Source organism: Deinococcus grandis (genome assembly GCF_001485435.1).
Classification (GTDB): Bacteria; Deinococcota; Deinococci; order Deinococcales; family Deinococcaceae; genus Deinococcus; species Deinococcus grandis.
Genome location: NZ_BCMS01000002.1, coordinates 252,463 through 264,560 on the forward strand (window position 1 = coordinate 252,463; position 12,098 = coordinate 264,560).

The following is a 12,098-nucleotide window of genomic DNA, read 5'->3' on the forward strand; positions in this document are numbered from 1 at the left end:
GCGGTCACGGCGTGGACTTGAAGGTCGTGGTGGGCGCGGCGTCCTGCAGGAAGCGGCTCTCGATGGTCTGCGCGACCATCAGTTTCAGGGCGGTCGGGCCGCGCCCGCGCGTCCAGTCGTCCCGGTTGAACTCGTACACCCGGCCGCGCTTCACGGCGGGCAGTTTCTGCCACAGCGGGCTTCTCGCCCACGCGGCGGTGACCGGCGTCTCATCGGGCGCGGTGAACAGCACCAGCGTCTGCGGTTGCAGCGCCACGAGGCCCTCCAGGCTCAGTTCGTACTGCGTCTGGCCGTCCTTGACGGGCAGCTGATTCCTGCGCCCGACCGCTTCGAGGAAGCTGCCCGCGAAGCTCCCGGCGGTGTGCGCCGTGAAGGAGGTCGGCGTGACCACGCCCGCCACGAACGCCGGGGCGCCCTTCTTCGTGAAGGCGCGCGCCTTGGCGATCAGGCTCTTCTGGTCGGCGAGCAGCTGCTTCGCGGCGGCCTCGCGGCCCACCAGTCGCCCGATCAGCAGCGTCTGCTCGTTCAGCTGATCCAGGTCCGCGCGGCGGCTGGGGAATGCGGCGGTGGCCGCCACGCGGCTCAGGGCGGGCACGGTGTCCTTGTGCACGAGGCTGTCGGCCAGGATCAGGTCCGGGCGCAGCGCCGCGATCCCTTCGAGGCTGGGCTGCGCGCGGCTGCCGGTCGTGACGACGCCGCCCACGCGGGGCCGCAGGTAGGGGGGCGCGCCCCGGTCGCCGCCCTGCGTGCCGAGCGCCGCGCCGACGGGTTTCACGCCCAGCGCGAGCAGGGTGTCCACGAAGGAGTATTCCAGCGCCACGACCCGTTTGGCGGGGGCGGGCAGGGTCAGGGTGCCGCGTTCGTGCTGGACGGTGACGGGGGCCGCCAGGGCGGGCGCGGCGAGGAGGGTGGCCAGGGTCAGGGTGGTCAGGGTCTTGTTGTTCAGGGTTCGGTGGTTCATGGAATGGCTCCGGTGTCAGCGTCGCCCGATGCGCCGGGCGAGCAGGATGAAGAAGGGGGACCCGGCTGCGGCGACCAGGATGCCGACCGGGGTCTCGGCGGGCCGGTCGATCACGCGGGCGGCCACGTCGGCCAGCGGCAGGAACGCCGCGCCCAGCAGCGTGGACAGCGGCAGCGAGACGCGGTGGTCCGCGCCGCCCAGCGCGCGCGCCGCGTGGGGGATGATCAGGCCCACGAAACCCACCGGGCCGACCACGCTGACCGATCCGGCGGCCAGCAGGACGCCCAGGCCGGTGATCAGGGTGCGGTCGCGTTCGGTGCGGGCGCCGAGGCTACGCGCGACGTCCTCACCCAGGGTCAGGACGTTCACGCGCGGCGCGAGGATCAGCCCGCCGATCAGGCCCGCGAGCAGCCACGGCGCGACCTGTCCCAGCTGCTCCCAGGTGCGGCCCGCCAGCGAGCCGGACAGGGCGAACAGCGCGCCCTGCGCGCGGTCCTCGAACAGCAGTTGCAGCGCGCGGGTCGCGGCGCCCGCTAGGGACGCCACCGCCACGCCCGCCAGCGCCAGCCGCAGCGGCGTCACGCCGATGGAGCGGGCCGCGCCGTAGGCCGCCAGGGCCGCGAGGCCCCCGCCCAGGAACGCCGCCGGGACGAACGCGGCCGCCGGGGCCGCGGGCAGGAACACGACCAGGATCAGGATGGCCAGGGCGCCGCCGGCCTCCACGCCCAGGATGCCCGGGTCGGCCAGCGGGTTGCGGGTGACGCCCTGCAGCAGCAGGCCCGAGACGGCCAGCGCCGCCCCGGCCAGCAGGGCGATCAGGGTGCGCGGCAGGCGCAGGGTGTGGATCACGAGGCTGTTCACGCTGTCGTCCGGGTGCAGCAGCAGCCGCGCGGTCTCATCCAGGGCAATGTCGCTGGCCCCCAGCGCCAGGGACAGCAGGCCCGCCAGCAGCGCGGCGAGCAGCGCCCCCAGGAGGATCAGGACGCGGGTCACGGGGTGCTCCGGCGCGGGGGGTGGGTGGGGGCGGCGTCGGGCACGCGGGTGATTCTGGACCGGGTGGCGGCCCGGAATGCGGCGCGGCTCACAGTAGGGGGAGGGCCTGCGGGGCGGCCGGGTGAATCTCCATCTCGCCCAGAACGTACTGCCGCACCGGCGCGCGGTCGGGTTTGTGACTTGATCCGGGCAACAGGAGCGGTTCGGCGTCCGTGACGGCGGCGCGGTACGTCCGCGTGTGGCCCGCCACCGTGGCGGTCAGCGTGACGAGATCGCCGTCCACCTGCGCCTCCCGCTGGGCCGTGAGCCAGTCCCAGCCGTGCTGCACGAGCAGCGCCCGGTCGAGCACCTGCGCGCGCGCACTCAGGCCTGCGAAGCCGCGCAGGTGCCCGGCGACCTCGGCGGGGCTCAACTCGCGCCGCGCGACCTGCACGGCCAGCGCGGGCGTCAGGTGCGCCCACAGCAGGCCCGAGGGCAGCTCCACGGCCGTCGCGGCGAAGCGGTGGCCGCCGAAATGCCCGGTGCGCCACGCCCGTTCACCCGCATCCCGCAGCGCCGCGTGGACGGGCACGCCGTAGCGGCCGCAGGCGGCGTCCACGGTGCCGTGCGTGCAGACGTGCACGTCCGCGCCACGCTCCGGTGCCGGAACGGCCGCCCAGTCGCTCAGCCGCGCCGGTTCGATCAGCGTGTCGTGCAGCCCGCGCGCCCACTCGGTCTGCGGCAGGTCCGAGGCGTAGTCCTGCCTGCAGTACCCGCCGGGGCCGCGCACGTAATGCCGCGCGCGCAGCGGCGCGCCGGGGGCCAGTGGCGCACTCATGAGCAGCCCGAAGCCCGCGCCGCTCGACTCGACCTTCTCGCGCAGCGCGGCAAACACCGCCGACTGCGCGGGCGTCCAGGTGTCCACGCTGCGCAGCTGCGCCCAGACGGGCACGTCCAGTTCCAGCACCGTCACCTCCGCCCAGTGGGGCGCGGTGCCGATGGGGTCCTCTCCGGACGCGCGGGACACGTCGGCGCAGAGGGTGATGCTTGTGCGGCTCATGATCAGGGCCGCCTGAGCAGCGCGCCCTGCAGTTCCTGCGCCAGCGTCAGGGCGCTGAGCGGCCCGCCGAAGGTCCAGGTGCGCTCGTTCAGCGCCTGCGCCCGCCCGGCCTTCACGAACGGCAGCGCCTGCCACAGCGGGCGCGTGCTGGGTGCGGCGAACACGTCGTCCTCGCGCTGAGCGACATACAGGAAGTGCCGGGTGTTCACGGTGCTCAGCGCCTCCAGACTCACCTCGCTGAACCCGTAGGGCTGGTCGGCGGCGGTCCAGCCGTTCGTGAGGCCCACCGCGCCCAGGATCTCGCTGACCATGCTGTTGCGGGTGAACAGGCGCAGCGTGGCGCTGCCCGTGCGGGCGGTGTAGGCCTGCGCGACCACGACGCGGTCCCCGGCGACGCCCTGCGCCTTGAGGGCTTGCCGCACGCGTGACAGACGCGCGTCGAGGTTGGTCAGCACCTGCCGGGCGGTCCCCTCGCGCCGCAGGACGCGGGCCATGGTCGTGAAGGTCTGGCGCATCTCGGTCAGCTGGGATCCGCCGCTGTACGGATCAAACACCAGGGTCGGTGCGATGGCGCTCAGCTGCGCGTAGCTGCTCGCGGCGCGCAGCTTCGTGGTGATGATCAGGTCCGGTTTCAGTGCGCGGATGCGTTCCAGGCTGGGCTGCTGCCGCGTGCCGACGTCCTGCACGCCGGCGCCCAGGCTGACGGGCACGCGCACCCACTCGCGGTACCCGGTCAGGTCGGCTGCGCCGACCGGCTGCACGCCCAGGGCCAGCAGGTTCTCGGTGTAGGTCCATTCCAGGCTCACGACGCGTTTGGGCACGCCGGTCACGCAGGTCTGCCCCAGCGCGTGCGTGACGGTCTGGCCCGTGCAGGTGGCGGCGTGTGCGCCGCTCAGGGCACTCAGGAGCAGGGCGGTGAGCAGGCCCAGGGGTCGGGGGGTCACTTCACCTTCTCCAGAATCAGCTTCGTCAGGGCAGGGCTGTCGCGCAGCGACACCAGCGGTCCGGCCCAGGGGCTGTTCGCCTCCTGGGTGTACACGACGGTCTGGCCTTTCAGGCGCTGCCCGACGGCGCTCTGCAGGAAGTCCTGCGCGCCGTTGTACTGCCCGCCGGGCGGGAAGACGATGACCAGGGTGTCCCTGCTCAGGGCCAGCAGCGCCTCGTCGCTGACCACGCCGCCGACGCCCAGCACGTTCGCGTCGCCTTTCAGGCCGTCCTTGAAGCCCAGGGCGCGCACGTCGTCGATCAGGCGGGTCTTGGTGTACAGGTACGTGCCGCCGCCCTTGAAGGGCGAGACGACCACGGCCTTCGGGTACTTCCGGAACACCCCGGCGGCCTGGAGGGCGCGCGCCCCGGCGCGGTTGGTGTCGGCGACCTGCTTGATGAGCTTCTCGGCCTGTTCCTGCTTGCCGAACACGCGGGCGAGGTCGCGCAGGCCCTTCTTCCAGTAGCCGCTGCCCTGTTCGCTGTAGCCCACGGTGGGCGCGATGCGGCTGAGCTGGGCGTAGTTGCCGTTCCCGGCCCAGGTGGCGCGGACGATCAGGTCGGGTGTCAGTTTCAGGATCGTTTCGAGGTTGGGTTGCGTCCAGTTGCCCACGAATGTCGCGCCGCTCAGGTCGCCGCGCGCGAGGAAGGTGCCCCGGATGCGTTCGGGTTTGATCTTCCCGTCGGCGGTGAGGTCGCCGGGGCCGAGCATGGCGCTGCCGACGCCCACGAGGCGGCTGCTGACGCCCAGCGCGTAGATCCAGCCCAGGGCTTCCTCGTCCAGCGCGACGATGCGGGTGGGGTTGAGCGGCACGGTGGCCGCGCCCTCGTCGTGCTTGAGGGTGAGGGTGGCGGGGGCGGCCAGGGCGGCGCTGCCCAGGGCCAGGGTGGTCAGGAGGGTCCGGCGGAACATGCGGCTCACCCTAGTTAATCCGAGCGGAATAGTCAAGTTTTATCATCATGTCGTCTACCCCCACCGGAGGACACCCGTCATGTGAGGTTTCATATCGTGCAGCACGCCCCACGCGTCACACCATGACGCATGCTCGACCTCTCCCCTGACGCGGCGCAGCACCTGCGGAAGGCCGCCCGCCTCAACGACTCCGAAGCGTACACCCTGCGAGCCCAGGCCGACGCCGCCCCCACCCCCGCCGTCCGCGAAGCCCTGATGGCCCTCGCCGACCGCCACCTGCGCCTCGCCGTGCACCAGCGCCAGCTGGCCCGCGCCATGGACGACGCCCGCACCACCGGCCGCCACGGCGCCGAATTCTCCAGAAGCGCCTGACCAGCCCACCGGGGCCGTCCACGCCGCAGAGCGGTTGGGCGGCACCGGCACATGTGGATCAGGTGGGGATGGATGCCGCTGCGCGCGCCGTCAGCTCATGCAGGCTGAAGTCGACCGGGACACGCAGGAGGGCAGCGTCCGTGGGGTGCAGCGTGACGCTGGCACGCGGCTGGCCGCTCCGGGCGTCCGACGCCTGCGGCACCTGCACGGTCACGGCCTGCGGACCGAAGTGGATCAGGTGCAGCAGCCGCCCGTCCCCGGTGTCGCTGAGCGTCACGTCCAGGCCGTCGGGCAACTCGGCTATCGCCACCCCCGCTCCCTGAAGGGCGCCGCGCAGCAGGTCCGTCAGCGCCGCCGCGTCAGGGCGGGTGGAGAGGTAGTACGCGTAGCCCTGCCCGAAGGCGTGGCGGGTCACGGCGGGCTGCCCGGCGATGAAGTCCGCCTCGTACGTGGCGAGCACCTCCGCGCTGTCGGCATGTAGCACCTCGGTCCACTCGGTGACCGGTGTAACGCGACCGTCGGCCCACCGGACCTCACGCTCCTCGCCAGTCTGGAGGGGGGCCCATTCCTCCACCCAGGCGCCCAGCACGTCCTGCAGGAGGCCCGGGTACCCGCCGGGCACGACGTGATCGTCGCCGTCCACGACGCCGCTGTACGGCCCCATGACGAGCGTGCCGCCGCCCTCCACGAACGCGCGGATGCCCTGTGCCGCGTCCGGCGTCAGGAGGTACTGCTGCGGGAGGGTCACGGCGCGGTAGCCGCTCAGGTCGGCTTCCGGGTGCACGAAGTCCACGTTCACGCCCAGGGACCGCAGCGCCGCGTACCACGCGCCCACCACGGGCAGCAGCGGCGTCACGGCCGGCTGGCTGGCCTGCGACAGCGCCCACCAGGAGTGCCAGTCGAACATCACCGCCACGTCGGCCTTCACGCGCGCGCCGCGCAGGAAGTCCAGCCCCCTGAGTTCCTGCCCGAGGTCGCGCGCCTCCCGCCACACCCGGGAGCGTTCGGGCGGCACGTGGCCGACCAGGGCGCTGTGGTACTTCTCGGCGCCCGCCACGGACTGCCGCCACTGGAAGAACTGGATGCCGTCCGCGCCGCGCGCCAGGGCCTGCAGGCTCAGGGCGCGCATCAGGCCCGGGCGTTTGGGCGCGTTGCGTTCGCGCCAGTTCACGGCGCTCGTCGCCTGCTCCATCAGCAGCCAGCGCTGCCCGCCACGCAGGGAGCGCGTCAGGTCGAACACCATGCCCGCCTCCAGGTGCGGGGCCGCGCCCGCCGGGTCGGGGTAGACGTCCACGGCGGCGACGTCCTCCTCCTGCGCCCAGCGGAAGTAGTCCAGGCCCGGCAGGAAGCCCAGGAAATTCGTGGTCACGGGAATGTCCGGCGTGACCTCGCGCAGCACCTCGACCTCCGCGCGGTGCAATTCGAGGATGTTGTCGCTGGAGAAGCGCCGCCAGTCGAGGCCCTGGCTGGGGTTCGGGAAGCTGGGCGCGCGGCGGGGCGGCTGCACCTCGGCCCAGTCGCCGTAGCGCTGCGACCAGAAGGCGGTGCCCCAGGCGCGGTTCAGCTCAATCAGCGTCCCGTAGCGGGCGCGCAGCCACTCGCGGAAGCGCGCGGCGCACTGCGCGCAGTAGCACTGATCGATGTGGCAGCCGTACTCGTTGTTCACGTGCCACAGCCGCAACGCCGGGTGCGTGCCGTAGCGCTCGGCGACCGTGCGGGCCAGCCGGACGCTCAGCGCGCGGTAGTGCGGGTCGCTCGGGCAGTACAGCTGCCGCGCACCGACCTCCAGCCGCACGCCGTCCACCGTCACCGGGCGCGAGTCCGGGTACGCCAGCGACAGCCAGGGTGGGGGAGAGGCGGTCGCCGTAGCGAGGTTCACCCGCACGCCCCCCCCGTGCAGCAGGTTCATGATCTCGTCCAGCCAGCCGAACTCGAACGCCCCCTCGCGCGGTTCGAGCTGCGCCCAGGAGAAGATGCCCAGCGACACGAGGTTCACCCCCGCCTCCCCCATCAGGCGGACGTCCTCACGCCAGACCTCGCGCGGCCACTGCTCGGGATTGTAATCGGCGCCGTACGCGAGCGCGCCCAGATCGAAGTGGGGCATCTCAGTCCTTGACCGCGCCGCCCGCGATGCCCGCCACGAAGTGACGCTGCAACGCGAGGAACACCATCAGGAACGGCACGGTGGCGATCGCGGTGCCGACCATGATCCCGCCCCACGACACGCGCGTCAGGCCCACCAGGGTGCCCAGCGCGACTGGCATGGTGTAGCTGTCCTTCTGCGTCAGGACGATCAGCGGCCACAGGTAGTCGTTCCAGCTGGCCAGGAACAGCAGGATCGCCAGGGCGGCCAGCGCGGGGCGCACGACCGGCAGCGCGATCTGCCAGAAGATGCGCGGCTCGCTCGCGCCGTCGATGCGCGCGGCGGCCAGCAGGTCGTCCGGGACCGTCTGGAACGCCTGACGCATGTAGAAGATCCCGATGGTGTTCGCCAGGGTCGGCAGGATCACCGCCCAGTAGGTGTTGCTCATCTTCAGGTCACGGGCGACCAGGATGAACTGCGGGATGATCGTCACGAACGTCGGGATGGTCAGCGTCGCCAGGATCAACCCGAACAGGAGGTTGCGGCCCGGGAAGGTGTACTTCGCGAAGGCGAAGCCCGCCAGACTGGTCAGCAGCATGCTCAGCAGCGTGTATGCCACCGAGATCACGGTGCTGTTCCCCAGCGCCCGCAGGAAGTTCGTGTCGGCCTGCAGGCCGTCGAAGTTCTCCCTGAAGGCCCCGCCGAACCACAGGGGCGGGTTGGGGCTGAAGATCGCGGTTTCCGGGTGGGTGGAGAACACCAGCATGATCCACAGCGGCGCGAGGAACAGCAGCGCCAGCGGAATCAGCGCGAGGTGCAGCCACACGGCACTGACGCGGTCACGGGCGGCCTTGCCGCGCATGGGACGCGCGGCGGGAGCCGGGGCGGGTTTGATGGCGGTCATGAGTCCCTCCCGAACAGGCGCAGCTGCGCGAAGCTGAACACGGCGGCCAGCGCGGCCACGGCGTACGCGATGGCACTGGCGTACCCGAAGTTGAACGACCGGAAGCCCTGCTGGTACAGGTACGTGCCCAGCGTCATGGTGGCGTTGCCGGGCCCGCTGTTGGTGATCAGCGCGGGTTCGGTGAACAGTTGCAGCGTGCCGATCACGCTGAGCACGATGCAGAACAGCAGCGTGGGCCGCAGCAGCGGCAGGGTCATCTTCCAGAACTGCTGCCAGGGCGTCGCGCCGTCGATGGCGGCGGCCTCGTACACGTCCTCGGGGATACCCTGCAGGCCCGCGAGCAGGATGATCGCGTTGTACCCGGTCCAGCGCCACGTCATGGCCAGGATGATCACGGCCATGGCGGGTCCCGGCTGATTCAGCCAGTCCACCTCGGGCAGCCCGACGCCGGCCAGGGCGCGGTTCACGATGCCGAACTCGCCGTTGAACAGCAGGCGGAACACCGCCGAGTACGCCACGGTCCCCACCACCAGCGGCGCGAAGAACGCGAAGCGGAAGAGGCCACGCGCGCGCAGCAGTCGGCTGTTCAGCGCGACGGCCAGCATGGTCGCCAGGGACAGCATCAGCGGCACCTGGATCACCAGGATGATCACGGTGTTTTTCAGCGCGGTGCGGAAGAACTCGTCGGTCAGCAGGCGCTGCCAGTTGCTCAGGCCGTAGCCGGCCGCCGCGCCCAGGCGGGAATCCTTGAAGCTCATCAGGAAGGAACTCACGATCGGCCACGCCCAGAAGGTCGCGAAAATCAGCAGGTACGGCAGGATGAACAGGTACGGGGCCAGGGGCACGCGCGGGCGGCGCCGGGGCGCAGGGTTGGGCACGGTCGTCATGGGGTCCTCACTGGAACAAGTGGGGGCCGGATTCGCGGTCGCCGGGTGTGGCGGCGCGCTTCCGGCCCTGGAGGCGGCGAAACGAACTGAGGGCGGAGAGAACCTGCGGGCGGCGCGTCAGCGGGCGGTCGCCCGCACGGGGCTTATACGGATTCCGTTTGTTTCGCTGACAATCCGGAACTTCACCGGATTGCCAGCTCCACGTCCGGAAACCGCTTTGCTCCTTCTCGCATCCGCTCGGGTTGAAAGATTTTGCAAACCTTTCAACCGGAGTCCGTATTACTTCGCGACGGGCAGGCCGGTGGCGGCGCTGATCTTCTTCGCGGCGTCGTTCAGGGCGTCCTGGGCGGTCTTGTACTTGCCCTTGATGTAGTCGGCCTGCACGACGATCATGACCTGACGGGCGTCCTGGAAGTACTGGGTGCCGCGCGCGGCGGGCACGTCGCCCAGCGTGTCGAGGATGGTCTTCCACACCGTCTGGTTGCCCCAGTAGGGCTGCTTCTGGTTGACGTAGGCGTCCTTGCTGGCAGTCAGGAGGCTGGGGACCAGACCCTGGCTCCTGAGCATGGTGACCTGACCGTTCGTGGTGGCCAGGGCGTTTTCCATGAAGGCGTACGCGGCGGCCTTGTTCTTGCTGCTGCTGGGCAGGGCCAGGGCCGAGCCGCCCAGGTTGCTGGCGCGCACGCCACCGGCTTTGCTTGCGGGCATGGGGTACACGCCCCACTTGCCGGACTGGTCGGCGGCGTTCGTGCGGATGGTGCCCTCGTACCACGCGCCGAACATGGCGCTCGCCAGGCGGTTGGCCTTGAAGGCGGTGATCTGGCCGCCCCAGTCGCTGGTCATGACGACGTCATTGGCGAAGAGCTTCTTGACGGTGTCCAGCGCCTGCACGCAGCCGCTCTTGGCGATGGTGATCTGCGAGGCGGTGTTGTCGAAGTAGAAGCAGCCGTTCTGGTTGGCGAGCATGCGGAACCACTCGTCGTCCTGGCCGTTGCCGATGGCGCCCATCTTGACCTTGCCGCCGAACTTCGCGTTGACCTTCTTGCCCGCGGCGATGAAGTCGTCCCAGGTCTTGATGGCGGTCGGGTTCACGCCCGCCTGCTGGTACAGGTCGCGGCGGTAGAAGATCACGACGGGGCCGGAATCCCAGGGCATGGCGTAGCGCTTGTTGCCGACGGTCAGTTCCGTCCACTTGAAGGCGGGGAAGCTCTTGGCGTACTTGTTGGCGCCCAGGGTGTTCAGGTCGGTGAAGCAGTCGGGGAAGCGCGCCCAGAACACTTCGGCCTCGTTGTTCTCGATGGAGTACACGTCGGGCATGTCGGCGCCGCCCGCCGCGCAGCCGGCCAGGCCGCGGTCGTAGACGTTCTGGTTCCCCAGGTCGACGACGTTGACCTTCACGTTGGGGTACTTCTTGTTGAAGCTGGGGATGGTGCTTTCCAGCGCCTTGGCGGCGGCGTCCCAGGACCAGACGGTCACGGTGCCGGAGAGGCTCTGCGCGGAGGCGGCGCTGGCGAGGGCAAGGGCGGTGATCAGGGCAAGTTTTTTCATGGCGTCTCCTGGAGGGACGAGGCGGGTAACCGGTTGCCGCATGATGACGCACGCCGACTTCAGACTGTAGTAACCGGTTTCTGAATGACAGTGAAGTGAGGTGGACACCGTGCAGGACGAGGTGTGAATCAGGTGGGCGCTGCGGCGGGCGCCTGTGTCCATACGGACGGGTTTACTTGTGATACATCTGGAGCATACATTTGAGTAACCGGTTTCGCAAGGGGGGAACACCATCCGCAAAAAAGCCCCAACCATCTACGACATTGCCCAGCGCGCCCAGGTCTCCGTCGCCACCGTCTCCCGCGTCCTCAACGGCCACAACACCGTCAACGAGGTCCTGCGCGAACGCGTCGAACAGGCCATGCGCGAACTGCGCTTCCGCCCCAACCGCATCGCCCAGACCCTCTACCACCACCGCTCCAAGACCATCGGCTGCATCCTCCCGGACATCGGCAACCCCTTCTTCAGCCAGCTCTTCCTGCAACTGGAGATCGGCGCGTTCGAACGCGGCTACACCATGATCCTCGGCAACACCGTCAGCACCCGCGACATGGAACTCACCTACCTGCACGCCCTGACCGAACGCCAGGTCGACGGCCTGCTGTACCTCGGCGGCCTTACCAACGACCCCCACCCCGATCCGGACGCACTGCGCGCCCTGCACGACATCGCCGAACGCCTTCCCATCGTGGCCGTCAACGGCGACGTGCCCGGCGCGCCCCTGGCCTCCAGCGTCCGCTCGGACGAACGCGGCGGCACCCGCGACCTGCTGGACCTGCTCCACCGGCACGGCCACACCCGCGTCGCATTCCTCGGCGGACAGCTCGACGTCACCACCAGCGTCGAGAAACTCGACCTGTACCGCCAGCAGCACCCCGACGCCCCCAACCACTGGATCCAGCTCACCGGCCTGACCATCGACGCCGGACGCGTCGCCATGACCGCCCTGCTCGCCGCCGGCACGCCGCCCACCGCCTGCCTGTGCGTGAACGACCTCGTCGCCGCCGGCGCGCTGGCCGCCGCACACGAACGCGGCCTGACCGTCCCCGGCGACCTGTCCATCGTCGGCTTCGACGACATCTTCGTCGCGCAGGTCGTCACCCCGCCCCTCACCAGCGTCAACCACAACTACCCCGAAGTCGCCCGCCAGGCCCTCGACGCGCTCCTCGACGCGATCGAAGGGCAGAAACCCGAACGGCACATCAGCGTCCCCACCCGACTCATCGAACGCGACTCCGTCAGCGACCGCCTCGTTCCCCTCTGACAGCGGCGTCCAGTGATAGGGGCGTCCAGTGTCATTGCAGGGTACACCCTGGGGCTCCACGTTCAGCCGCTGTGAAGAGGGTGAACCGAGCACGGACCATGCCGCGACCTGGAACGCCCCGGAGCGTGCTGCTGGCCCCGGGGCGTTCCG

The 12,098-nt window shown here is 70.4% G+C and carries 11 protein-coding genes; 2 read left to right on the forward strand and 9 right to left on the reverse strand.

The genetic code is table 11. From position 1 onward, the window contains the following. Nucleotides 1-4: 4 nt before the first annotated feature. The 5 genes from DEIGR_RS16585 to DEIGR_RS16605 all read right to left on the reverse strand — a co-directional run bounded on the left by DEIGR_RS16585 (nt 5) and on the right by DEIGR_RS16605 (nt 4,890). Nucleotides 5-961 (reverse strand): ABC transporter substrate-binding protein, encoded by a 957-nt coding sequence (locus tag DEIGR_RS16585; RefSeq protein ID WP_153013889.1) that lies wholly within the window; start codon nt 959-961, stop codon nt 5-7. 15 nt (nt 962-976) lie between these two features. Then, entirely contained in the window at nt 977-1,954 is a 978-nt protein-coding gene (locus tag DEIGR_RS16590; protein WP_058979167.1) for a FecCD family ABC transporter permease, read from the reverse strand. Nucleotides 1,955-2,042: 88 nt separating this feature from the next. Next, on the reverse strand, nt 2,043-2,993 hold the full coding sequence (locus DEIGR_RS16595; RefSeq protein ID WP_058979170.1) for a sucrase ferredoxin: 951 nt from the start codon (nt 2,991-2,993) through the stop codon (nt 2,043-2,045). A gap of 2 nt (nt 2,994-2,995) precedes the next feature. Beyond that, nucleotides 2,996-3,937 (reverse strand): ABC transporter substrate-binding protein, encoded by a 942-nt coding sequence (locus tag DEIGR_RS16600; RefSeq protein ID WP_083524234.1) that lies wholly within the window; start codon nt 3,935-3,937, stop codon nt 2,996-2,998. Continuing rightward, on the reverse strand, nt 3,934-4,890 hold the full coding sequence (locus tag DEIGR_RS16605; protein ID WP_058979171.1) for an ABC transporter substrate-binding protein: 957 nt from the start codon (nt 4,888-4,890) through the stop codon (nt 3,934-3,936). The genes DEIGR_RS16600 and DEIGR_RS16605 overlap by 4 nt, the downstream gene beginning before the upstream one ends. Before the next feature lie 129 nt (nt 4,891-5,019). On the opposite strand from DEIGR_RS16605, the gene DEIGR_RS16610 reads away from it, so the two are divergent. Continuing rightward, complete coding sequence (locus tag DEIGR_RS16610) at nt 5,020-5,262, forward strand: hypothetical protein (RefSeq protein ID WP_058979172.1); 243 nt, start codon at nt 5,020-5,022, stop codon at nt 5,260-5,262. A gap of 58 nt (nt 5,263-5,320) precedes the next feature. Here the strand turns inward: DEIGR_RS16610 and DEIGR_RS16615 are convergent, their stop codons facing one another. The 4 genes from DEIGR_RS16615 to DEIGR_RS16630 all read right to left on the reverse strand — a co-directional run bounded on the left by DEIGR_RS16615 (nt 5,321) and on the right by DEIGR_RS16630 (nt 10,684). Continuing rightward, a complete protein-coding gene (locus DEIGR_RS16615; RefSeq protein WP_058979174.1) occupies nt 5,321-7,366 on the reverse strand; it encodes a beta-galactosidase in 2,046 nt (681 codons plus the stop codon). Between the two features lies 1 nt (nt 7,367). After that, complete coding sequence (locus DEIGR_RS16620) at nt 7,368-8,249, reverse strand: carbohydrate ABC transporter permease (protein ID WP_236704915.1); 882 nt, start codon at nt 8,247-8,249, stop codon at nt 7,368-7,370. After that, complete coding sequence (locus DEIGR_RS16625) at nt 8,246-9,136, reverse strand: carbohydrate ABC transporter permease (RefSeq protein WP_058979175.1); 891 nt, start codon at nt 9,134-9,136, stop codon at nt 8,246-8,248. The genes DEIGR_RS16620 and DEIGR_RS16625 overlap by 4 nt, the downstream gene beginning before the upstream one ends. Before the next feature lie 279 nt (nt 9,137-9,415). Next, entirely contained in the window at nt 9,416-10,684 is a 1,269-nt protein-coding gene (locus tag DEIGR_RS16630; RefSeq protein WP_058979177.1) for an ABC transporter substrate-binding protein, read from the reverse strand. A 262-nt stretch (nt 10,685-10,946) separates the two neighbouring features. Here DEIGR_RS16630 and DEIGR_RS16635 point away from each other — a divergent pair, with 262 nt between their 5' ends. Continuing rightward, nucleotides 10,947-11,948 (forward strand): LacI family DNA-binding transcriptional regulator, encoded by a 1,002-nt coding sequence (locus tag DEIGR_RS16635; protein WP_269083812.1) that lies wholly within the window; start codon nt 10,947-10,949, stop codon nt 11,946-11,948. The last annotated feature ends 150 nt before the right edge of the window (nt 11,949-12,098 follow it).

Coding starts and splice junctions, on each gene's coding strand:
- DEIGR_RS16595 (WP_058979170.1), bottom strand. CDS start 2,993: ATGAGCCGCACAAGCATCACCCTCTGCGCCGACGTGTCCCGCGCGTCC.
- DEIGR_RS16585 (WP_153013889.1), bottom strand. CDS start 961: ATGAACCACCGAACCCTGAACAACAAGACCCTGACCACCCTGACCCTG.
- DEIGR_RS16625 (WP_058979175.1), bottom strand. CDS start 9,136: ATGACGACCGTGCCCAACCCTGCGCCCCGGCGCCGCCCGCGCGTGCCC.
- DEIGR_RS16605 (WP_058979171.1), bottom strand. CDS start 4,890: ATGTTCCGCCGGACCCTCCTGACCACCCTGGCCCTGGGCAGCGCCGCC.
- DEIGR_RS16615 (WP_058979174.1), bottom strand. CDS start 7,366: ATGCCCCACTTCGATCTGGGCGCGCTCGCGTACGGCGCCGATTACAAT.
- DEIGR_RS16630 (WP_058979177.1), bottom strand. CDS start 10,684: ATGAAAAAACTTGCCCTGATCACCGCCCTTGCCCTCGCCAGCGCCGCC.
- DEIGR_RS16620 (WP_236704915.1), bottom strand. CDS start 8,249: ATGACCGCCATCAAACCCGCCCCGGCTCCCGCCGCGCGTCCCATGCGC.
- DEIGR_RS16610 (WP_058979172.1), top strand. CDS start 5,020: ATGCTCGACCTCTCCCCTGACGCGGCGCAGCACCTGCGGAAGGCCGCC.